20 protein-coding genes are annotated in these 22,959 nt (G+C 58.1%); 4 read left to right on the forward strand and 16 right to left on the reverse strand.

The annotated features are described in order from the left end of the window. Positions 1-7: 7 nt before the first annotated feature. From accD to EGK14_RS06585, 9 genes are all read right to left on the reverse strand, one after another. A complete protein-coding gene (gene accD / locus EGK14_RS06545) occupies positions 8-916 on the reverse strand; it encodes an acetyl-CoA carboxylase, carboxyltransferase subunit beta (protein WP_125288276.1) in 909 nt (302 codons plus the stop codon). Positions 917-1,207: 291 nt separating this feature from the next. Continuing rightward, positions 1,208-1,870 (reverse strand): DedA family protein, encoded by a 663-nt coding sequence (locus EGK14_RS06550; protein WP_125288277.1) that lies wholly within the window; start codon positions 1,868-1,870, stop codon positions 1,208-1,210. A gap of 17 nt (positions 1,871-1,887) precedes the next feature. Next, a complete protein-coding gene (gene truA, locus EGK14_RS06555) occupies positions 1,888-2,691 on the reverse strand; it encodes a tRNA pseudouridine(38-40) synthase TruA (protein ID WP_125288278.1) in 804 nt (267 codons plus the stop codon). Continuing rightward, positions 2,691-3,701, reverse strand: a complete 1,011-nt coding sequence (locus EGK14_RS06560; RefSeq protein WP_125288279.1) for an aspartate-semialdehyde dehydrogenase — start codon at positions 3,699-3,701, stop codon at positions 2,691-2,693. Before EGK14_RS06560 ends, truA begins: the two co-directional genes overlap by 1 nt. A gap of 120 nt (positions 3,702-3,821) precedes the next feature. After that, on the reverse strand, positions 3,822-4,958 hold the full coding sequence (gene pdxB, locus EGK14_RS06565) for a 4-phosphoerythronate dehydrogenase PdxB (protein ID WP_125288280.1): 1,137 nt from the start codon (positions 4,956-4,958) through the stop codon (positions 3,822-3,824). Positions 4,959-5,053: 95 nt separating this feature from the next. Further along, complete coding sequence (fos, locus tag EGK14_RS06570; RefSeq protein WP_125288281.1) at positions 5,054-5,467, reverse strand: fosfomycin resistance glutathione transferase; 414 nt, start codon at positions 5,465-5,467, stop codon at positions 5,054-5,056. A gap of 6 nt (positions 5,468-5,473) precedes the next feature. Next, on the reverse strand, positions 5,474-5,917 hold the full coding sequence (locus EGK14_RS06575) for a hypothetical protein (RefSeq protein WP_125288282.1): 444 nt from the start codon (positions 5,915-5,917) through the stop codon (positions 5,474-5,476). A gap of 80 nt (positions 5,918-5,997) precedes the next feature. Then, entirely contained in the window at positions 5,998-7,326 is a 1,329-nt protein-coding gene (locus tag EGK14_RS06580; protein WP_125288283.1) for a VOC family protein, read from the reverse strand. 178 nt (positions 7,327-7,504) lie between these two features. Continuing rightward, on the reverse strand, positions 7,505-8,929 hold the full coding sequence (locus EGK14_RS06585) for an amino acid permease (RefSeq protein ID WP_125288284.1): 1,425 nt from the start codon (positions 8,927-8,929) through the stop codon (positions 7,505-7,507). Positions 8,930-9,231: 302 nt separating this feature from the next. Between EGK14_RS06585 and EGK14_RS06590 the strand changes: the two genes are divergently transcribed. After that, entirely contained in the window at positions 9,232-10,134 is a 903-nt protein-coding gene (locus tag EGK14_RS06590) for a DMT family transporter (protein ID WP_125288285.1), read from the forward strand. Positions 10,135-10,250: 116 nt separating this feature from the next. Continuing rightward, complete coding sequence (gene flk / locus EGK14_RS06595; RefSeq protein WP_125288286.1) at positions 10,251-11,270, forward strand: flagella biosynthesis regulator Flk; 1,020 nt, start codon at positions 10,251-10,253, stop codon at positions 11,268-11,270. Positions 11,271-11,272: 2 nt separating this feature from the next. Here flk and EGK14_RS06600 read toward each other — a convergent pair whose 3' ends face one another. Then, entirely contained in the window at positions 11,273-11,722 is a 450-nt protein-coding gene (locus EGK14_RS06600) for a rhodanese-like domain-containing protein (protein WP_125288287.1), read from the reverse strand. Positions 11,723-11,809: 87 nt separating this feature from the next. On the opposite strand from EGK14_RS06600, the gene EGK14_RS06605 reads away from it, so the two are divergent. Beyond that, on the forward strand, positions 11,810-13,246 hold the full coding sequence (locus tag EGK14_RS06605; RefSeq protein ID WP_125288288.1) for a PLP-dependent aminotransferase family protein: 1,437 nt from the start codon (positions 11,810-11,812) through the stop codon (positions 13,244-13,246). Between the two features lie 9 nt (positions 13,247-13,255). On the opposite strand, the gene EGK14_RS06610 is transcribed toward EGK14_RS06605, so the two are convergent. The 5 genes from EGK14_RS06610 to fabB all read right to left on the reverse strand — a co-directional run bounded on the left by EGK14_RS06610 (position 13,256) and on the right by fabB (position 20,341). Beyond that, positions 13,256-14,542, reverse strand: a complete 1,287-nt coding sequence (locus tag EGK14_RS06610) for a maltoporin (RefSeq protein WP_125288289.1) — start codon at positions 14,540-14,542, stop codon at positions 13,256-13,258. Positions 14,543-14,565: 23 nt separating this feature from the next. Continuing rightward, a complete protein-coding gene (treC, locus tag EGK14_RS06615; RefSeq protein ID WP_125288290.1) occupies positions 14,566-16,221 on the reverse strand; it encodes an alpha,alpha-phosphotrehalase in 1,656 nt (551 codons plus the stop codon). Positions 16,222-16,239: 18 nt separating this feature from the next. Beyond that, positions 16,240-17,652 (reverse strand): PTS trehalose transporter subunit IIBC, encoded by a 1,413-nt coding sequence (gene treB, locus EGK14_RS06620; RefSeq protein ID WP_125288291.1) that lies wholly within the window; start codon positions 17,650-17,652, stop codon positions 16,240-16,242. Positions 17,653-17,905: 253 nt separating this feature from the next. Further along, positions 17,906-18,850 carry a trehalose operon repressor TreR gene (gene treR, locus EGK14_RS06625; RefSeq protein WP_125288292.1) on the reverse strand — a complete coding sequence of 315 codons (945 nt, stop codon included), beginning with the start codon at positions 18,848-18,850 and terminating at the stop codon, positions 17,906-17,908. Between the two features lie 270 nt (positions 18,851-19,120). After that, positions 19,121-20,341 (reverse strand): beta-ketoacyl-ACP synthase I, encoded by a 1,221-nt coding sequence (gene fabB / locus EGK14_RS06630; protein ID WP_125288293.1) that lies wholly within the window; start codon positions 20,339-20,341, stop codon positions 19,121-19,123. A gap of 157 nt (positions 20,342-20,498) precedes the next feature. On the opposite strand from fabB, the gene mnmC reads away from it, so the two are divergent. Then, positions 20,499-22,508 (forward strand): bifunctional tRNA (5-methylaminomethyl-2-thiouridine)(34)-methyltransferase MnmD/FAD-dependent 5-carboxymethylaminomethyl-2-thiouridine(34) oxidoreductase MnmC, encoded by a 2,010-nt coding sequence (mnmC, locus tag EGK14_RS06635; RefSeq protein ID WP_125288294.1) that lies wholly within the window; start codon positions 20,499-20,501, stop codon positions 22,506-22,508. A gap of 165 nt (positions 22,509-22,673) precedes the next feature. On the opposite strand, the gene EGK14_RS06640 is transcribed toward mnmC, so the two are convergent. Next, on the reverse strand, positions 22,674-22,955 hold the full coding sequence (locus EGK14_RS06640) for a YfcL family protein (protein ID WP_125288295.1): 282 nt from the start codon (positions 22,953-22,955) through the stop codon (positions 22,674-22,676). Between the last annotated feature and the right edge of the window lie 4 nt (positions 22,956-22,959).

Below are 22,959 nucleotides of genomic sequence, written 5' to 3' on the forward strand. Positions count from 1 at the left end.
ACATCGATCAGGCTTCAGGGCTTTGCGGCGCCTCTTCCACCTCAGGCACGCGCTCTTCCTGCGGCGCCGGCAGATTCATCATCTTAGCCAGCACGGAGGCGAGCTTAAAGCGCATCACCGGACGGCGCACGATCATGTCGATAGCGCCCTTCTCGATTAAAAATTCGCTGCGCTGGAAGCCCGGCGGCAGTTTTTCACGCACGGTCTGTTCGATCACGCGTGGGCCGGCAAAGCCGATCAGCGCTTTAGGTTCGGCGATGTTCAGATCGCCCAGCATGGCGAAGCTGGCGGAAACGCCGCCCATGGTCGGATCGGTCAGCACGGAAATATAAGGCAGACCGCGCGCCTGCATTTTCGCCAGCGCGGCGCTGGTTTTGGCCATCTGCATCAGCGACATCAGCGCTTCCTGCATACGGGCGCCGCCGGAGGCGGAGAAGCAGATCAGCGGGCAGTTATCTTCCAGCGCCTGCTCAACGGCACGCACAAAGCGAGCGCCAACCACGGATCCCATTGAGCCGCCCATAAAGGAGAACTCAAACGCGGCCGTCACAACCGGCATGCCGTGCAGCGTGCCTTTCATCACGATCAGCGCGTCTTTCTCGCCGGTGTCTTTCTGCGCCGCAGCCAGACGATCCTTGTATTTTTTGGAATCCCGGAACTTGAGCACATCTTTCGGCTCCAGCTCGCTGCCCAGTTCGGTCATCGAACCTTCATCCAGCAGGCTGTGCAGACGGTCACGTCCGTGCATACGCATATGGTGATCGCATTTCGGGCAAACTTCCAGATTGCGTTCCAGCTCGGCACGGTAGAGAACCTGGCCGCAGCTGTCGCATTTGGTCCAGACGCCTTCCGGAATGCTGGCTTTGCGCGATGGGGTGATTGTGCTCTTGTTGAGAATTCTTTCAATCCAGCTCATTGATGACCTGTTATGTTGTTTATTGTGCTAAATCAGATACTTAACACAGATTATCGCCTGAGAATTAGGCGGTATTACATCATAAAACCGTTTTGCGCGCTACCAATTCGTCAACGGCCCGCGTTTCCCTTTTACGCTACCGGGCACGGGCGAGCCGGGCTGTTTATTTATCATGCCGCGAAGCGGTCAGCAACGGCCATGAAAACATATTTTATGAGCAAAAGCATCAGGAAGGGAAGCCGGGAGAACTCGCCCGCCGCCGCTGCCGGCGGACGGACGATAACAAAGAGGCTATTGCGGTTTCTGCTGACGCGCCGCGCGGCGATGACGTAACACTTCCACCACGCCTGGCAGAACCGACACCAGAATAATAGCGACGATCAGATAGTGCAGGTTTTGCTGGATAGCCGGCAGGTTGCCGAAGAAGTAGCCGGCATAAGAGAACAGCACCACCCAAAGGATGCCGCCCGCCACGTTAAACAGCGCAAAATGGCGATAGGACATTTTGCCCATACCGGCAACGAACGGCGCAAAAGTCCGGACTATCGGCACAAAACGCGCCAGGATAATCGTTTTTCCGCCGTGACGCTCATAGAACTGATGCGTTTTATCCAGGTAGCTGCGGCGGAAAACTTTTGAGTTAGGATTGCTGAACAGCTTATTGCCGAACAGGCGTCCGATGGTGTAATTCACCGCATCGCCGACAATCGCCGCTACGCACAGCAGCAGAGCCATCACGTGCACGTTCAGCGCACTGTCCGGGATAGCCGCCAGCGCGCCCGCCACGAACAGCAGCGAATCGCCGGGCAGGAAAGGCGTTACCACCAGCCCCGTCTCGCAAAACAGAATCAAAAACAAAATGGCATAAATCCAGACGCCATACTGTGCAACCATCGCCTGCAAATGCACATCAATGTGCAAAATAAAGTCGATGACGGTGTGAATCACTTCCATACAGGTTCCTTAATGCGTTAATCCTCGAGGAATAGCGGCCCCATCGGCGGACGGGGTAAATCATAACGTTCCGGGTAGTCGACCGCGACCAGATAAAGCCCTTCGGCCCGCGCCGTTGCCGCCGCCAGCGTGCGATCTTTTGCCGCCAGCAGCTCGGCCATCCAGCTTTCCTGCTGATTCCCACAGCCTATTTCCATCAGGCTACCGACAATATTGCGCACCATATGATGCACAAAAGCGTTGGCTTTGATATCCACCACCACATAAGCGCCGTGACGGCTGACATTAAGGTGTATGACGTTGCGCCAGGGCGTCCGCGACTGGCACTGCACCGCGCGAAAAGAGGTAAAGTCGTTTTCACCCAGCAGCGCCTGCCCCGCACGCTGCATTTTTTCCACATCCAGCGGATGGTAAAAATGCGTTACGCCGCCGTGTAAAATAGCCGGGCGCAGACGACGATTATAGATGACGTAACGATAGCGCCGCGCCGTGGCGCTGAAGCGGGCGTGAAAATCGTCCGCAACCGGCTTCACCCAGCGCACGGCGATATCGTCCGGCAGGTTGGCGTTGACGCCCAGCGTCCAGGCGGCATCTTTACGCAGCGAGGTGGTGTCAAAATGCACCACCTGGCCGGTACCGTGTACGCCCGCATCGGTTCGGCCTGCGCAGAACACCACCACCGGATGATCGGCCACTTTAGAGAGCGCCTTTTCCAGCTTCTCCTGCACGCTTCTGACTTCCTGCTGCCGCTGCCAGCCGTAATAGCGGCTGCCGTCATACTCAATGCCCAGCGCCAGCCTGTAAGTTTCTGCCGCCGACATTACCAGAAGTACTCCTGAACCAGCTTCTCAGCGGTTTTCACCGCCATCAGCGCGCCGCCGAAGCGCACGTTGTCCGCCACCGACCAGAACTGCAGCATCTCCGGGACACCGTAATCGTTGCGCACGCAGCCCAGGCTGAGCTGTGCGCTGCCCGATGCGTCGCCGACCTGCGTCGGATAGTCATTTTCATCGGAAAGCGCGATATCTTCCGCCTGCATCAGCGCTTCGCGCGCCTCTTCCGCCGACATCGGGCGCAGGTTTTCCACGTGCACTATTTGCGCGTTGCCGTAAAAAACCGGCGCCTGAACGGTGGTGACCGAAATCGGCAGCCCTTCATCCTGCAGCACTTTACGCACCTGGTCGATCAGGCGGCGCTCCTGCAGCACGCTGCCTTCGGCGTCCGGCAGCAGCGGCAGCATGTTGAAAGCCAGCTGGCGGCCAAAGAAGTTCTCTTCCGCCGGCATCCCGTTCAGCAGCCGCGCGCTTTCGCCCGCCAGCGAGTCCACGGCGGCCTTGCCGTGTGCCGAAGCGGCAATCAGGCTGGTGACCTGCAAACGGCCCAGGCCCGCCTGATCCACCAGCGGTTTGATCGCGCAGAGCAGCTGGCTGGTGACGCTGTCGGCCACGCTGATGATATTGCGGTTGCGGTAGTCGGCCAGCACCTGCGGGTTCACGTCCGGCACCACCAGCGGCACGTCCGGCTCCAGCGCGAAAAGATCGCTGCTGTCGATCACCAGGCAGCCCGCGCTTGCGGCTTCTTCGGCATAGCGCGCCGAGGCTTCGCGACCGGCGGCGAAAAAAGCCAGCTGCACCTGTGACCAGTCGAACTCGCTGACGTTGTTGACCAGCAGCGTTCTGCCTTCAAAACGCAGGTTTTCGCCCGCGCTACGTTCGCTCGCCAGCAAATACAGCTCACCAACCGGGAACTGACGCTCGGCCAGTAATTCCAGTACTGCTCCCCCTACTGCGCCTGTCGCGCCCAGTAGCGCAATATTCCAGCCGTCAGACATGTTGGTTTACTCCAGATAATGTACATAAAAAACAGAGGGCGGTGACGACACCGCCCGACGATTCAGAATTGTTCGCAGTATGCGTCGCGCCCTTACGCGTGGGCACGCCGCATGAAATTTTTAGCAATCGGCCTGCCAGAACGCGCTGAAACCCAACGCCGACAGCAGCGTCGCGGTGCTTTCGCTATCGCACTGCACGCGCAGCGAAGACCATTCGCGACGTTCCAGATAATTTTTACGCAGGCGATCGAATTCACCCGGTACGGCCGCCACTTTTCGCAACGGCGCATCGTCGCGGCGCACATCATACACCAGATGCACCAGTCTTTTCAGCGTCGGCTGATCCAGCTCGCCGCGCAGCGCGATCTGACCAAACTCCGGCGCGGGCAGCAGGGTTTCCAGCGCCACCTGCTGCGGGTTGCCTAAAAACTGCGTCCAGGCTTCAAATACCTGGGTGGTGCCGCGCGCTTTACCTTCCAGGGTGTAGCCTGCGATATGGGCGGTGGCGATATCCACTTTTTCCAGCAGCGGCAGAGAAAGCTCCGGCTCCGGCTCCCACACGTCCAGCACCACGCTGAGATCCCGGCGCGTTGCCAGCACCTTCAGCAGCGCCTGATTGTCCACTACCGGCCCACGGCAGGCGTTGATCAAAATAGCGTTGGGTTTCAGCGCCCGCAGCAGCGCCTCGTCGGCCAGATGCAGGGTTTTGTAGGCGCCCTGCTTAAACAGCGGCGTGTGGAAGGTCAGGATATCGGCTTCCGCCACCAGCTGTGAAAGCGGCAGGAAGTCCCCTTCGTCGCCTCGATCGGCACGCGGAGGATCGCAAAGCAAGGTGCGGATCCCCAGCGCGGCAAGACGAGCCTGCAGGCGCCCGCCGACGTTGCCGACGCCGACAATGCCGACGGTGCGATCTTTCAGCGCGAAGCCGTCGCGTTCCGCCAGCAGCAGCAGCGCAGAGAAAACGTATTCCACCACGGCGATGGCGTTACAGCCCGGCGCCGCCGAAAAAGCGATCTCCTGTTGTTGCAGAAAAGCCTCATCAATATGATCGGTGCCCGCCGTGGCCGTGCCGACAAATTTTACCGGCTTGCCGTTTAACAGCTCCGCATTGACTTTGGTCACGGAGCGCACCATCAGGCCGTCGGCGTCATCCAGCTCGGCCTGCGGGACGGGACGGCCGGGAACGGCCACTACATCCCCCGTGCGGCTAAACAGTTCGCGCGCATAGGGCATGTTTTCATCAACGAGAATTTTCACAATCGGGGTTCCTGCTCGGTAACAGTGAGGGAGGTTATTCTGCCATAAAGCCGGGAAAGGGATAAGCCCGTGGTGCAGCAAGCCAATAAGCCGCCCTATTTAAAGATCATTTTTGCATAAGGGTTTTTGCGACAGGCCGCCAGCCGCTGGCGCAAATCGCCTGCGTGTATTTCCAGCTTATGGCCGTCAGGATCAAGGAAATAGAATGAATCTCCCTCGCTGCGGTTTTCTTTCCAGCTTTCCACACCTGCCTGCTGAAGACGCAATGTCACAGCGACGAAGTCTGATGACTCAACCGTAAAAGCATAATGGGTGTAATCACTTTTTTCCGCAGGAAGCACTTCTCGCGCAGGATCGTAGGACAGGCACAGCCACAGCGACCCGCAGCTCAGGTAAGCGCCCCCTTCCCAGACGGCATTAACCTCCATCTGTAACAGCCGCTGGTAAAATGCCAGGCTAACACCTAAGTCCGTAACGGCCAGCGTTAAGTGATTGAGTCCTTTAAGCATTATCGGCTACTGATTGATGCGTGTAATCAGCACGCGGGTGTTGTGACAGGCTTTGTCCTGACACACTTCGCTAAACCACAGCTGGCCGCTGTCGCCCACCATTACGCCCTGATCCCTGGCAAACAGATCTTCATATTTCTGCGCGATAATGACGCGGCTTAAATCAGGCGTGAATACGCTGCCGTAGTGCTTCTTTAGCATTGCCGCCGTGCGATAGGTTTTCGCTTTCCCTTTTAAACCGACCTCAAGCGGATAAGCAATCATTGTCGCCACTTTGGCTTTGTCTTTTGCCGCCACCGCCTGTTGCAGTTCGCCAAGAAAATCCTGGTATTTCTGATGGGAGCCAAACAGAGAATCCAGACGCCGATCCACTTCCTGCGTGGTGGCTGCATAAGCGTTCCCCATACCGAGAAACAGGGATAGCAGCAGAATAGCCAGCCGGGTATACATAAAATTCTCCTTGAAAAGCGGCCTGTGCGCCGCGCTAACTTTAGGCTTAAGTCGGCAGCCACGTCAAAGACAGAGCGCGGTCAAGGGCGATCGAAAATGGCCGCCAGCGACGCCTCTTCCAGCTGTTGATAGAGTGAAAACTCGTCGATAACCGCGCAGCCCAGCGCCTGCTCAAAGGCCAACTGATTGGGGTGGCCCTTGCCCGCCGCTCCCCTTTCGCTGCCCAGATTCGACTGGAAAATGCCCGCGGCGCTGACCGGCAGAAAATCTTCATAAACCACTGGCCTGGCCTCTATGGTGCCGTCGTCGATCAGACTTTGCAGCTGCTCACGGCTGGCCTGCTCCGGCAGCGTCGCGCCCGTCGACAGCCGATAGCTAAAATAGCCCAGCTTCTGCCGACGCAGCTCGTGCATATCGTCCGGGAAAGCGGCAAAGTTCGCGGCCAGCCCGGCGGCTTTATCCCCCGCCGTCGGCTGTTGCAAAAGCCGATCGTAAAGCGCGCGGCCTGCGGGCGTCAGCGCCAGCCCGCGCTGCTCGATTTCACCAAAGCGCGCGGTGTGCCTGCCCTCGCTGTTGTCGGTAAAGTTGATTTTTTCGCTCAGCGCCTTAAAGCTGGTCTGACGCAGCAGAATGGGCACGCGACGCGGCGGCGGCCCTTCAATGCTCTCTTTCGGCACCATCTGATAAGCGGGCATCTGCCGCTGCACGGCATCTATATCCAGCGTACGCGGCGTAAGGTGGTTAATGTGCGGCCCTTTAAAAGAAACCACGTCCGCAATCAGGCGGTGCTGATCCAGCAGCGACTGATAAGTTGCCCCGTCCACCAGCGCTTCGCTGTGCCACTGAAAGGTTTTCAGCGCTTCGGCGACAAACTCATCCGCCTGTGCGGCGGTTAAGCCCTGCTGAGCAAGGCCGATATCAATCAGTTCCAGCAGACGCGGCGTAAAGATATTCCGCTGGTCGAGGATCTGGCTCGCCTTCTGCCTCAGTTCGGGATCGTCGATCAGCTCCAGGCGCAGCAGCGAGGTAAACACGCGGAAAGGATTATATTGCAGCGAGCGCGCATCAACGGGGCGGAAAGCGGTAGCGTGCACCGGCACGCCGGCCGCAGAAAGATCGTAATAGCTGACCGGATACATCCCCATAACCGCAAACAGTCGGCGCATGGTCGCCAGCTCCTGCGCTTTGCCCAGGCGGATAGCGCCGTGTCGTTCGACCGCCAGCCGGTTCAGCTCCGGCGCGCTGTCGACGTCCGCAAAGGTTTCGGGATGGGCCTGCAAATAGCAGGCGTTAACCTCTTTTACTAACCGTAACAGGGTACGGTACTGCGGCACTTCCTGCTGGTACATCAGCGACATCGCTTTGGAAAAGGCGTCGCGGATCGCATCGGGCGAACTAAACCGGGTCATAGTCTGGCCTTATGATAGAAGAAGGTCGCTGCGCTTAAACAGCGAAAGCCTTTCTTCAAGCATAGCGGCCAGCGGCAGGTTGTTCGCCCTGTTTTTCGCCTGTTTACGCGGTGCGGCGTCGGCCACTAAAAAAGCCATTCGCAGGAATGGCTTTTGCTGACGATCGCCTCGACACAAGCTACCGCATCGTTTGCACCGCGCGAGGCTGCATTTTGCCGCTGCCGACTTTTTGCGTCTGCGCCGTGCGCCTGCGCGTGACAATAAAACTCAGCATCAGCACGATCGCGGCCACGGCAGCGGTCATCAGCGTTTCATAACGATAATCGGGCGAAATAAACATATAGCCTAATACCACCAGAATAATACCGATGGTAAACAGCGTCAGCCACGGAAACAGCCACATCTTAAATTCCGGCGTCCGGCCGCTGCGCTCCAGCCTGCGGCGCATAATCAGTTGGGAAACGGCGATAACCAGATAGACCAGCAGTGCGATAGCGCCGGTGGTGGAAAGCAGAAAGTCGAAAACCCTGCCGGGAAAAGCGTAGTTGGCGAAACAGCCTGCAAAACCGGCCAGCGTTGAGCTGAGTACGGCAACGCGGGGCACGCCGCCTGCGGAAATCCGCGCGCCAGCCTGCGGCGCATCACCACGCTGCGCCAGCGAGTAAAACATGCGGGAGGCGGTATACAGCCCGGAGTTCATGCAGCTGCACACCGCGATAAACACTACCGAGCTGACCAGGATACCGGCGCCCGGGAGATGCAGCACGTTCAGCGCGTATTGAAAGGTTCCCTGTTCTTTCAGTTGTGGATCGTTCCAGGCGACCAGCGAAATCACCAGAAAAATCGACAGCAGATAGAACAAGGCAATACGGTATACCACCAGGTTAGTCGAGCGCCGGATCTGCCGCCCCGGATCCCTGGTCTCGGCGGCGGCAATGGTCACGATTTCCGCGCCAAAGAAGGAGAAAATAGTGATCAGCACGCCGGAAAGCACCGCGCCGCCGCCGTGTGGCATAAAGCCGCCGCTATCCCACAGGCGCGACACGCCGCTGACGTGCGCCAGAGGCCAGTAGCCTGCGATCGCCGCGATGCCCACCGCGATAAAAGCCAGGATAGCGACCACTTTAATCAGGGAAAACCAGAATTCGAACTCGCCGAAGTTTTTCACGTTGAAAAGATTAGTGCAGGTCAGCAAAGTCATAATAGAAAGTGTGTAAACCCAGGCGGGTACTGCGGGTAAAGCGGTATGGAGGATGTTCGCGCCGGCTATCGCCTCCACCGGGATCACCAGCACCCAGAACCACCAGTAGAGCCAGCCGATGGTAAAGCCCGCCCAGGGGCCAAGCGCCCGTGAAGCGTAGGTGGAAAAAGAGCCGGAGTCAGGCTGCATAACCGCCATCTCTCCCAGCATTCTCATCACCAGCAGCACCAAAAAACCCGTTAATACATAAGAAATTAAGATAGCCGGCCCTGCGGTAGCGATAGCGCTGGCAGAGCCGATAAAAAGACCGGCGCCGATAATCCCGGCGATAGAAATCATGGTGACCTGGCGACTGGATAACCCATCGCCGAGCGTGGATGGCGGTTTTGCTGAATAACTCATCGTAATTCCTGCCTTAGCGTAGTGGACGTTAGCGCTTAGCTCGTGCAAATTCCTTTTTTCAGTTTCGCCGTCATAAAACTGTCATTTCCTGAATTAATTCTGGCCGTTACCGAAAAAGGAGTAAAAGGCTTCAGGCCGTTTTGCCATAGCCTTTTCTTATTTCTGCCCGGATGGCCTTACGCAGTGACGCTTTACCAGCCAGAGAAGAGACGGGAGAAAATCAGGCCGCGGTAATAAAGGTTATTTATTTGTAGCCGCAGACGGGTACACTCTCGGCTCTTATTACTGATTCAGGCTCGACAATGAATTTTCTTTATCCTTTGATGGCGGTGCTGATCTGGTCGTTTAACGCCATCGTCAGCAAAGTCTCGGCGAACGTTATCGATCCTGCCGCTATTTCCTTTTATCGCTGGCTGATAGCGTTGGTGGCGCTGACGCCCTTCGTACTGCCTGCGGTGTGGCGCAACCGGGCGCAGGTCAGGCAGCAGTGGTGGAAGCTGCTGACGCTGGGTCTGCTGGGCATGGTGCTTTATCAAAGCCTTGCCTACTATGCCGCGCACAGCGTCAGCGCACTCTCGATGGGTATTCTGGTTTCGCTGATCCCTCTACTGACCGTGCTGATCAGCATCGTGCTGCTGAAAGTGGCGCCCACGCTGGGCATTCTTATCGGCAGCGTGCTCTCGTTTGGCGGGCTGGTGTGGCTGATTAGCCAGGGCAGCCCTGAACGGCTGCTGACGCAGGGCATGGGCATAGGCGAACTGATGCTGTTCGCCGCTTCTACCTCTTACGCGCTGTATGGCGTGCTGACCCGTCGCTGGGCGATCCCGCTGCCGAACTGGCAAAGCCTGTACGTGCAGATAGTGTTTGGCGTCATACTGCTGCTGCCGGGATTTTTACTGGCAAAAGACGTGGCGCTGAACGCGCATAATCTGCCGCTGGTGCTGTTCGCCGCGCTTCCGGCTTCTATTCTTGCGCCGTTTTTATGGATCCAGGGCGTGATGCGCATGGGCGCCAGCACCGCCTCGATTTTTATGAATCTGACGCCTGTTTTTACGGCAGTTATCGCCGTGCTTTTTCTGCATGAAAAGCTGCACAGCTATCACTTTATCGGCGGCGGCGTCACGTTATGCGGCGTGATCCTGGCGCAGCGGCTGCGTACGCCGCTGCGGATCGGCAAAACAGCGCGAGCGACAGCGGATCCCTGAAAAATAATCCACCGCACGGCGCGGCGCTACTACCTATCGCGTAACGGGATTGTTATCATAGCCAATCCCCCTTTTTTCCGGCGCTTTCCGGACAGTGTTGAGTTAAGGATTTTGCCATGCAACCTCTTAATGGCCCAGGCGCGCCATTACCCGGCGAACGAGCGACGGTCGCTGACACCGGCCGAACCGGACCGGGCGATCAGCCGCTGACCCCTGCTCAGCGCACCACGCTGGAAAGGCTGATTGTCAAAATTATGTCGCTCAGTTCGCTAAAGGCCCCGGAGCTATGGGCCGGCCTACGTCATGAAGTGGGCGTGAAGAACGATGCCGGTCTGCTGGCGCGTCATTTTCCGGCGGCGGAGCAGTTTCTTAATGCGCGGCTTGCGCAGGTGCAGAACACGCACGCCACCCGACAGCTGTTTCAGCAGCTGAGCGATTTGCTGCCTGCGGGCAATAATCGCCAGGCGGTAAGCGATTTTATCCGGCAGCAGTTTGGTCATACGGTGCTCAGCTCGCTGAATCCCGATCAGCTGCGACAGGTGCTGACCATGCTGCAAAACGGCCAGATGGCGATCCCGCAGCCGCAGCAGAACCGCGTCACCGATCGATCGCTGCTGCCGGCGGAGCACCACGCGCTCAATCAGCAGGTCGCTCGCCTGGCCGCCGTTACCGGCGAACAGCCGGTGAAGCTGTGGACTTCCGTGCTGAAGGTGGTCAACCTGCACAGCGGCGATCCCATTCCTTCACGCCTGTTCCCGCTGCTGACCCAGTACCTTCAGGTTAGCCAGACGCTGAGCCAGCAGCCTGCCCCGACGCTGCATACGCTTCTCGCCTCGCTGAAGGTGCCTTCCGATCATGCGGAGCAGCGCATGCTGGAAGAGGCCAGCCAGCAGCGCTTCCAGCTGCCGCCGCAGGCGATTTTGACCGCGGCCCAGGCGCAGGATTTGGTGAATCTGCTGTTTGCGCGGCGGGCCGAACGGCTCAAGGAGATGCCGCTGGCCGACAGCGAGATCCGTCCACAGCCGATTATTTCCGGCTACGTGCCGCCGGTATTAAGGCCGCTGGCGACGCGTCCGGCCGTAACCGCTTTTGCCGCGCTGGTGCTGTTTATTTTTCTGCTGTGGCTTTTCCTTTAGGCTTAACAGCCGCACGCCTGTAAATCCCGGAGCGGCCAGCTGCCCGCTTCTTCTCCTTGCGCGACCGGATGCCGGTCGCGCAGCCAGAAATCCAGCCCGCCAATCAGCTCTTTTACCCGCAGGCCCGCCGACGCCAGCTTCCACGCGCCTTTGGTGGAACCGTTGCAGCCAATGCCGTCGCAGTAGGTCACGTAAACTTTGCTGCTGTCCAGCGCCGCCAGCGTTTCTGCGCTCATGGTGCGGTGCGGAAAGCTTATCGCGCCGGGAATATGTGCGGCGCAGTACTGCTCTGCCGCACGGGTATCGATCACCACAATATCGGTAATGCCGTTGGCGAGATCCTGGGCCAGATCCCAGGCATCGCTGTAGTAAGCCAGCTTTTCGCGTAGCCACGCTTCGCTACGTGCGGCGTCAGGCGGCGGAAATTGTAAAACGGCGGACAGGGTCATCATGCGTACTCCTTTGCTTAAGGTCTGCCTGATGATAGGGTAAAACGGCCTTAAAAAGGATACCCATTTTAATCGGATGATAAGACCCTTATGCCGCTGACCAACGTGCCCTTAATCCAGCTGTTCGCCTCGCAGCAGGCCCGCACCCGACGGGACAGGCTATGCGCCGCCTTGCGCCAGCTCATCACCGACGGCACGCTGCGGCAGGGCGAGCGGCTGCCCTCTTCCCGGCTGCTTGCCGTCGATTTGTCGCTGTCCCGGGTGACGGTGGAAGCGGCCTATGCGCAGCTGGAAAGCGAAGGCTGCCTGCTGCGGCACAGCGGCAAAGGCACTTTCGTCGCCGCCGATCTGCCTGCGCCGCGACGCCCCACCCCGGCGTCATTGACAGCGGCTCCCGCGCTCTCGTCACGCGGCAGCAACATCGTCGCCTCCGGCGGCTGCGACGATCCGCTTTTTCCCCAGGCTTTTGCCGCCGGTTCGCCGGATCTGCGGGCTTTTCCTCACGCTATCTGGCGACGGCTGGTGGCGCAGCGGCTGCGCCATACGCCGGAAAAAATGATGGGTTATGGCGTGCCGCAGGGGCTGGCTGAACTGCGTGAGGCGGTGGCGCGCTATCTTGCTCAGTCGCGCGGCGTACGCTGCGATGCCGGACAAATTATCATCCTGACCAGCTCGCAGCAGGCGCTGCAGATGCTGGCGATGCTGCTGTGCGATCCGGGCGATACCGTCTGGCTGGAAGAGCCGGGCTACCGCGGCGCTTATCATGCTTTTAACAGCGCAGGCGCCACGATTGGCACGCTGGAGCTGGATGATGAGGGAGCAAAAATTCCCGATCGGCCGGCGGCAAAGCTGGTTTATCTGACGCCGTCCCATCAGTATCCCACCGGCGTGACCATGAGCCTGTCGCGTCGCCTGGCATGGCTGGCCTTTGCCCGCGCGCACGGCAGCTGGCTGATTGAGGATGATTATGACAGCGAATTTTATTACGGCGCGCAGCCCGCGCCCGCGCTTCAGGGGCTGGATAAGGCCGGACGCGTGCTCTATCTGGGCACTTTCTCCAAAACGCTGTTCCCTTCCCTGAGGCTGGCTTATCTGGCGGTGCCGCCCGCGCTGGTTGACGCCTGCGGCCGGATGCGTGGCGTGATGGACGGGCACAGCGCGCAGCTGATGCAGGCGGTTACGGCAGATTTTATCGATCGCGGCCATTTTCAGGCGCATCTGCGGCTGATGCGCAAGCTTTACGGCAGCCGCCGCGAGCTGCTGCTGGCGGAGCTTGCGACCATGTTGGGTGGCAGGCTCCGGCCGCTGGACTCTCAGCATGGGTTACAGCTGACAGCCACGCTGCCGGATGGCGGCGAAGAAAGGCTAACGCATCAGGCTTTGCAGGCGGGGTTAGTGCTGCCGCGCCTGTCGCTTTTGTATCGGGGAAACGTACCACAGGAAGGCTGGCTGCTGGGTTTTTCCGCCCTGCAGCCAGCAGAAATCGTTAGCGCGGTAGAAAAGCTGGCTCGTCTTTTTTCAGACTGACGCTAACAGTTACCACATGATTTCCATCTGCGCACCGAAGGTGGCCTCATCGCCCTGGCCCCGACTGAAGGTATGCAGGCGGGTATCGCTGTAAGCCATGCCGTTGTCGACCGCCGGAGCATATCCCCATTTTTCATCCCATTTCGCCCACGTCGCAAACAGGCGCAGCGCCGGACGAGACCAGATACTGGTGCCTGCCTGCCACTGCTGGGCCAGCGTGATCTTATATTGACTATTGCGCTCGCCGGTTCGCTGAGATTTTACATTATCGTAGCCGAAGTCCAGCAGCGTGCTCATAATGGGCGTCCACTTATACATCGGGCTTACGCCTGCGGTGTGCCAGCGTGTGCCGTTGTGGTTATCCCGATCGATATCCTGATACATTGCCACATAGGCTATTCCCCAGCGATCGTTAAGATCGATAGCGCCATGATCCAATATTCGGATCATATGGCCATTATTAGCGACCGACGCCCCCTCGCTGCGGCCATTGCCCAGCGAGGTCAAAGCATCGGTGGCATACTGCACCACAAATTTATTCATGCCGTCCGCCACCGCCTGGGTGTGGATAGCCGTGAGCATCCAGCCCGATTTGCTGGCATTTTCGGCCAGCCGGTAGCCATCCTGAACGCTGGCGCGGCCATAGTCGATACCCAGCTCCAGGCTGCCGCCGGGGTTGGTTTTTAATCCGGCAAGGCGCAGATCGAAGACATCGTTGACGGTCGGTCGCTCATCCCGCTGCGTATCCATATACCCCTGCGAGCCACCCGACTCGCTGTTGCGGGTAACCGCCGCCGACAGTTTGCCAAAGCCCAGATCGACATGTTCCAGTCCGGCGCCCGGCCCGGAAATATCCCAGTAGAAGAAGTCGGTCATAAAGACGTCGTGACGCTGGTAAAAACGCTTGCCCGCCCACAGCGTGGCGCCCGGTAGCGCATCGATCAAATTGACGCCGGTAACATTCACCTCGCGGAAACCGGGCGACACCGCTTCAAAATCAGCGCGCTGTGACACGGCGTAGGCCAGCGTGGTATCGAAATAGAAGCTTTTATCGCCCTCTTTCCATGCCTCCTGCCCCAGCTTCAGTTCCGCGTAGGTTTCGCACTCGTTACCCAGACGATATTTACTCTGCGCACCGGTGGTTTTGAAACACTGTTGCTCCCCGCCGCTGCCGCTCCAGCCGATGCCCGAACGGGCATAGCCATGAAAGTCAACCGCCAGAGCCGGAGCGGAAAGCGCCGCGCCAATAACACCCGCAAGAAAGGTTTTTCTCAAAAGTATGTTGTTCTTTTTCATTACTAATCCCTTATTAAATAAGCTCATTCCTTCCGCCACCATATCGCTTCAAACGGCCGTAAAGTGCCTGTTTGCGGCGGCGCATCCTGATAGTTTCCGAGTAGCCTGCGCCAGCCAGAATCGGCCGCCAAAGGCGCTCCGTGCCAGTGAAGTGGTTCGCGGCTCAGGTTAGCCACCACCAGAAGCTGTTGCCCTTGCCAGCGCCGTACGTAACACCACAGCGCTGGATGCTGCGGATCCAGATCTTCGTAATCGCCAAATGTCAGGATCGGATGCGTTTTACGCAAAACAATAAGCTGGCGATAGGTATGAAAAACGGAATCGGGATCGGCCATGGCCTGCTCCACATTGATGGTCGAAGCATTTTTCGCACAGCTCAGCCAGGGCTTACCTGTTGTGAAACCCGCACTGGCTTCTGCCGTCCACTGCATGGGCGTTCGGCTGTTATCGCGCGATTTGCTCGCCAGAATGGCCAGAATGTCGGCTTCGCTGCGCCCTTTTTCCCGCAGCCCGGCGTACATATTCAGGCTTTCCACATCGCGGTAGCTGTCAATATGACTGAAGCCCGGATTGGTCATGCCTATCTCTTCGCCCTGGTAGATGTAAGGCGTGCCCTGCATCCCGTGCAGCACCATCGCCAGCATTTTTGCGGAAGGCACGCGCAGCGCGCCCTCATCGCCGAACCGGGAAACAATGCGTGGCTGGTCGTGGTTACACCAGAACAGCGCGTTCCAGGCACGATTGTGCATACCGCGCTGCCAGTGATTAAAAATGCGTTTCAGCTCGACAAAGTCCGGCTTAGCCAGCGCCCATTTATCGCCGCCGGGGTAGTCCACTTTCAGATGATGGAAGGTAAAGGTCATCGACAGTTCACTGCCGTCAATGGCTGCGTATTGCTGGCAGTTTGCCAGCGTGGTGGAAGACATTTCCCCTACGGTCATCAGGTTGAGAGGCTGAAAAACATCCCGACTCATCTCCCGCAGATAGTCGTGAATAAGCGGGCCGTCGGTATAGAAGCGCCGCCCGTCACCCTCGTCGTCGTCCGGCAGATCCGGATGTCTGGACACCAGGTTAATCACATCCAGTCGCAGACCTTCAACGCCTTTTTCAGCCCAAAAACGGCAGATCTTTTTCAGTTCTTCCCGTACCGGGGGATGCGCCCAGTTGAGATCGGCCTGCTCCACGGCATATAAATGCAGATAGTATTGCCCGCTTGCCGAATGCCATTGCCAGGCCGAACCGCCGAATTTAGAGCGCCAGTTGTTCGGTGGCCGCCCTTCTTTGCCGTCACGCCAGTGATAAAACTGCCGGTAAGGGCTGTCAGGATGCTGTGCAGCCAGAAACCAGGGATGAGCGGTAGAGGTATGGTTAAACACCATATCCATCACGATACGGATGCCGCGCAGGCGCGCTGCAGCCACCAGCTGCTCAAAATCGGCCATGGTGCCGTAGAGCGGATCGATGGCGTAGTAGTCGGCCACGTCGTATCCGTTATCAACCTGCGGAGAAACATAAATCGGCGTAAGCCAGATAGCGTCTACGCCAAGCGCTTGCAGATAGTCCAGACGGGCGAGAATGCCCTTCAGATCGCCAAAGCCATTGCCGCTGCTGTCCTGAAAGCTCTTTGGGTAAATTTGGTAGATAACGCCCTGCTGCCACCAGGCAAGTTCATTACTCATCGCAATAATCCTTTAAATCTATACGGACAGCTCGCCACGTTGGGCCTTATGGCGATACACCAGCAGCGTCAGCAGCAGCGGCACCACGATAGCTATCAGCATTGCCAGCAGAAAAGTCAGCCAAAACTGAGGCTGGATGGATAAGATCCCCGGCAGGCCGCCGACGCCGATACTGTTGGCGAGAACGCCGCTCAGCCCACACAGCAGACCGGCCAGCGCGGAGCCGATCATGGCGCACAGCATGGGGAAGCGATATTTCAGGTTGATGCCGTACATGGCTGGCTCGGTAACGCCCAGGAAGGCGGAAATCGCGGCGGGTACGGAAATTTCACGCTCGTTGGCTTTGCGGCTGAGCATAATGATGCCGACCACGGCGGAGGCCTGAGCGATGTTGGAGAGCGCAATCAGCGGCCAAAGCGGCGTGCTGCCCATGCTGTTAATCATCTGCAAATCAATTGCCAGCGTGGTCTGATGAATGCCGGTGATCACCAGCGGTGCATATAAAAAGCCGAACAGCATCGCACCAACGGGGGCAAAGCTGCCGGTCATTAACGCTTTTACGCCCCAGGCAACGCCGTCACCAATCAGCCTGCCCAAAGGCCCGATCAGCGCATGTGCCAGAAAAACGCCCAGTAAAACGGTCACGACCGGCACCACAACCAGCCAGAGATAATCCGGCACCCATTTTTTGAGGCGCAGTTCAATCCAGGCCAGCATCATACCGGCCAGCACGGAAGGGATAACCTGGGCCTGATAGCCCACTTTTTCAATGGTAAACCAGCCGAAATTCCAGGCTTCCGGTACCTGCTGACCCAACAGATAGGCGTTCATCAGCTGAGGTGAAACCAGCGTTATGCCCAGCACGATACCTAATACCGGCGTGCCGCCCATTTTTTTTACCGTTGACCAACAAACGGCCACCGGTAAAAACATAAATATGGCTTCGCCAGGCAGCCACAAAAAATCATAAAGCGTTTGCCAGGCTGCTGACTGCTGTGCCAGCGTTTTTCCGCCAGAAAAGGGCACGTCGCCGATAATATTGCGAAAGCCTAAAATTAAACCGCCACAAATTAATGCAGGCAAGAGAGGGAAAAATATTTCAGCAAAATGTGAAATAGCTCGCTGAGACCACTTCATATTCTGTCGGGCCTTAATTTTCACCTGCTCTTTATTAACGTCGTCGGCCCCCGTGGCGGCCAGCAGCGCCTGATGCCAGACGCCGACATCTGTGCCAATCACGACCTGAAACTGTCCTGCACTGGTAAAACAGCCTTTGACACCGGAAAGCGCCTCAATCATTTTGGGCCGGGCCAGGGTCGCATCATGAAGGACAAAGCGTAATCGGGTAATACAATGGCTGACGGCGGCAATATTCTTTTTGCCGCCTACGAGTTCGATTAAGCGGTTGGTCGCCTGTTTTATTTTCTCCACGGTAAGTCCTTTTATTAAAAAATAAAATAAGAAGTTTAATTACCTGAATAAATACTTTATTTAACTATTTTTTAATGCAAAATTAAATTAACATGGCAGTAACAATATAAAGGCCATACAATTTAAAAATTGATCCCCTCCCCTTGCCCGTTTAATTCCCGCGAGTGTAACGGCAAATAAAAACCAAAAAAAGGGAACGTTCCCATTTTAAAGGGAAGATCACAAAAATAGCGGTTATGGCGATTAAGTATTGTCAGAAATGACAGGGGATAATAAATTGCCGCACCTCTGCGGTGCCATTAAGCTGAGCAAGCAGCTGCCTGGCCGCCAGGGAACCGGCCTCACCGTAGCCAAAATCCACGGAAAGCGTCTGAGGGAACAGAAATCTGGCCAGCTGGGTATTGCCGATGGCACAAACCTGGACGTGGGGAAGGGGCCGTTGCTGCAGGTATTTATTAGCTCCAAGCGCTATGCTGTCTGAGGCACAGATTAGCGCAGTAGTTTGCGCCGTCAGGATCCCGGCTACGCCCTCATAGCCATATTGGTACGTCAACTCACCCAGCGCGCCGAGCGGGTCGATCTGCAGGCGCCGACAGGCAGCCAGGTAGGCCTGATAACGACAGGCTCCGGTAGTGGTATCGCTTTGTTCCACGCCCAGGTAACTGATGTGGCGGTGCCCCTGCTGATAAAGCTTATCCATCAGTAAATTGACCGCGCCTGCATCGTCATAACACACTGATGAAAAACCGGCGTAACGGCGCACCATTACCACCATCTTGTCCTGCCAGCCGCTCAGCATCGGCTCATCCAGTCCGCTAAAGCCAAACAGGATCACGCCATCCACGTGACGCTGAGCCAGCATACGCAGCTGCCCCTGTACGAGGCACGGTTCGAACTGGCTTTCCAGCACCACGGGATCAAAACCCTGTTGATAAAACAGCGGCAGCATGGCCCTGACCGCCTGATTTTCAGCCGGGGAATCCAGGCGTGAAACGATAATGCCTACCACCCTGTCACTCCGCTCGCGCATGGCGCGGGCCGATCTTGACGGCATAAAATTCTGCTGTTGAATAACGGCTTCTACTTTCTCACGCGTTTTCTGACTGACGCTACCTTCCCCATTCAACACGCGGGACACGGTCGATTTCCCTACCCCGCTCAGTCGGGCAATATCCTTTATTGTCATCCTGTTGTTCATGATCAACGCTTCTGTGATTACAGCGAAGTGGGAAGGTTACCGTATTTTTCCCGGACAATCAGCCTTAGGGTGATCGACCTGATGCGGCATCACGTGACGTGAGGTGGCATAGTGCGGAGTAATGTGGCGTGGCATGGTGTGAGGCGGAATGTAGCGTGGCTATGATCAAACATCGGTCAGCCAGGCATTGCCGCTACGGCGCTCAGCCAAATTCATGCCATAAAAAAAGGATGCCCTTGCGAGGCACCCTTTTTTGACATTGCTGACAGATTACAGCTTGCGCATCACCAGCGTGGCGTTGGTGCCGCCGAAGCCGAAGCTGTTGGACATCACGGTAGTCAGCTGCTGCTCGGTTGGTTTGGTCACGATGTTCAGACCTTCCGCCGCCGGATCCAGCTCTTCAATGTTGATGCTTGGCGCGATAAAACCGTGCTCCAGCATCAGCAGCGAGTAGATAGCTTCCTGCACGCCCGCCGCCCCCAGAGAGTGGCCGGTCATGGCTTTGGTGGCCGACATCGCCGGCGTGTTGTCGCCGAAGACTTCGCGAATGGCGCCCAGCTCTTTCACATCGCCTACCGGCGTAGAGGTGCCGTGCGTGTTCAGGTAATCAATCGGCGTATCCAGGCCGTGCATAGCCAGACGCATACAGCGTGCTGCGCCCTCGCCTGACGGCGCTACCATGTCTGCGCCATCGGAGGTTGCGCCGTAGCCAACCACTTCTGCGTAGATGTGCGCGCCACGCGCCAGGGCGTGCTCCAGCTCTTCCACGACAACCATGCCGCCGCCGCCTGCGATAACAAAGCCGTCGCGGCTGTTGTCATAGGTACGGGAGGCTTTTTCTGGCGTTTCGTTATATTTGGTGGACAGCGCGCCCATCGCATCGAACTCGCAGGACATTTCCCAGCACAGCTCTTCGCCGCCGCCTGCAAATACCACATCCTGTTTGCCCAGCTGGATCTGCTCAACGGCGTTGCCGATGCAGTGTGCCGAGGTGGCGCAGGCGGAGCTGATGGAGTAGTTTACGCCGTGGATTTTAAACGGGGTCGCCAGGCAAGCAGAAACGCCGGACGCCATCGCCTTGGTCACCATATAAGGGCCGACGCCGCGCAGACCTTTAGCGCGCATCCCGTCAACGCTGGCCACCTGGTTAATCGGCGAGCCGCCGCCGGAGCCGGCCACCAGACCCACGCGCGGGTTGTTCTGGTATTGTTCAACGGTCAAACCGGAATCTTTTACCGCTTCCAGCATAGAAATATAGGCATAAATGGACGCATCACTCATAAAACGCAGGGTTTTGCGATCGATGAGGCTGGAGATTTCGTCTTTATCGAGTTTGACGTTGCCCCAGACGTGACTACGCATGCCGGAATCTTTCAGCTCCTGAGAGAAGGTAATGCCGGAGCGGCCTTCACGCAGGGATGCAAGGACTTCCTGTTGGTTGTTACCAATGCTGGAAACGATACCCAGGCCAGTAATCACTGCACGTTTCATTCAATACCTCGTTAACTACTTATATTAGGATTCGACACGCACTTTAGCGTACAGTTGTAAGCCGAACAAGTCCAACCAGCGTTTGATTTTTGTAAATTTGCGTAGGCACACCCCCAGAGTTACAATCGCCGCACCGCGAGATAACTGAGCTTTTGCCGTGAACAGCGCCCCAATAGAGTATGCAGAACTAAGTTGGAATGAACAGGGTACACCTGTATCCCGAACCTTTGGCGACGTCTATTTTTCCGACGCAAACGGCCTGGAGGAAACGCGCCACGTATTTCTTGGCGGCAACGGCTTGCCCGACCGTTTTGCGCACCATTCCCGCGATCTGTTTATCACGGCGGAAACCGGTTTTGGCACCGGCCTGAATTTTTTAACGCTCTGGCAGGCTTTCGAGCGCTTTTGCGTCGAACAGCCGCAGGCTCGTCTGCAGCGCCTGCACTTTATCAGCTGTGAAAAACATCCGCTCAGCGTCAACGATCTTGCCACCGCGCATCAAAGCTGGCCTGAACTGGCGGCCTACGCGCGCGCGCTGCGTGAACAGTGGCCAGCCGCCCTGCCCGGCTGTCACCGGCTGCTGCTGGCCGAGGGTCGCGTCACGCTCGATCTTTGGTTCGGCGATATTAACCAGCTGATCCCCACCTTCGACGACAGCCTCAATCATCAGGTCGACGCCTGGTTTCTGGATGGCTTCGCGCCGTCGAAAAACCCGGACATGTGGACGCCGGCGCTGTTCGCCTGCATGGCGAAAATGGCGCGTCCCGGCGGCACGCTGGCGACTTTTACCTCGGCTGGCTTTGTTCGGCGCGGACTGCAGGAGGCGGGTTTTACCGTCGGCAAGCGTAAAGGCTTCGGCCCCAAACGGGAAATGCTGGCGGGCGTGCTGGAGAACGCTATCGATGCACCAGCCGAAGCGCCATGGTATGACCGTCCGGCGGCGGAAGGCGATGACATTGCGCTGATCGGCGGCGGCGTGGCCAGCGCGCTGCTGGCGCTGGCGCTGCTACGTCGCGGTAAAAAAGTCACGCTCTACAGCGCCGACGGCGAACCGGCCCAGGGCGCTTCCGGCAACCGTCAGGGCGCGCTTTATCCGCTGCTGAACCATCACGATCCGGCGCTGGCGCGCTTTTTTCCGGCTGCATTTACCTTTGCCCGTCGTGTTTACGATAGCCTGCCGGTCGCGTTCGATCACGAGTGGTGCGGCGTTACCCAGCTGGGGTGGGATGAAAAAAGCGCGGACAAAATCACTAAAATGCTGACCATGCAGCTGCCGGAAACCCTCGCTCGCGGCGTGGATCGGCAGGAAGCCGAAGCGCTGTGCGGGGTGGAAACCGGCTGCGGCGGCATTATTTATCCGGCTGGCGGCTGGCTTTCGCCCGCGCAGTTGACGCCCGCGCTGTTTGCGCTGGCGCAGCAGCAGGGGCTGATTACGCACTGGCATCACAGGCTGACCGCGCTGACCGCAACGCCAACGGGCTGGCAGCTCGATTTTGCCGACCAGCCCGCGCAGAGACATCGCAACGTGGTGCTGGCGACCGGCCACGCGCTGACCGCGCTGCCGCAGAGTGAAAAGCTGCCCGCCTATGCCGTCGGCGGCCAGGTCAGCCATATCCCGACCACTCCCGCGCTGGGCCGGCTTAAACAGGTTTTATGCTATGACGGCTATCTGACGCCGGTTAATCCGCATAATCAGCAGCACTGCATCGGCGCAAGCTATCATCGCGCCGACAGCGCTACGGCTTATCGCGAACAAGATCAGCAGGAAAACCGCGAACGGCTGATCCGCTGTCTGCCGGATGCTGAATGGCCTCGCGAAGTGGACGTCAGCGCAGGCAGCGCCCGTAACGGCGTGCGCTGCGCCACCCGCGATCATCTGCCGATGATCGGCCCGCTGCCGCACTATCAGCAAACGCTGGCGCAATACGCGGATCTGGCACACAGTAAAGCCGCAGCGCAACCGGCTCCGGTCTGGCGCGGTCTGTTCGTCCTGGGGGCGCTGGGCTCCAGGGGATTATGCAGCGCGCCGCTGGCGGCAGAAGCGCTGGCGGCGGAGCTGTGCGGCGAACCGATCCCGCTGGACAGGCAGACGCTGGCCGCCACCCATCCTAATCGCTACTGGGTGCGCAAGCTGCTGAAAGGTAAAATGGTGAAGGCGGCAGGCTAGAAGCCGCTGCCGCCCCGTAGGGCAGACTGGTCATCAGAGACGTTGCGTGGAACAAACAGGAAATCGGGGACGCCGCACGGGGCAGACTGGAAACCAGAGACGCCGGACGCATCAGGCCGCTAAAATCACGGCGGCCTTGCTTGTTGCCAACGGCGCCGTCAGGGATCAGGAGGGATGGCGTGCCTGCAGGAATAAATTATCCCACATGCCCAGCACCAGCGCCTGATCGCGCGGTGAAAGCTCTCCGGCGTGGATCGCCGTCTCCAGGCTGTTCAGCACCTGGATTTGCAGTGCTTCCGGCGTGTGCTCACCCGACTGCTCAATTTCGGCTACGGCCAGCGTCAGATGCCCACGCAGATAGCCGCTGGCGAACAGCTCGTCGTCGCTGGCGCTCTCCACCATGTTATCGATCAGGGCCAGGATACGCGCTTCAAATTCATCAATCATACAA

The organism is Erwinia sp. 198, assembly GCF_003937915.1.
GTDB lineage: Bacteria > Pseudomonadota > Gammaproteobacteria > Enterobacterales > Enterobacteriaceae > Erwinia > Erwinia aeris.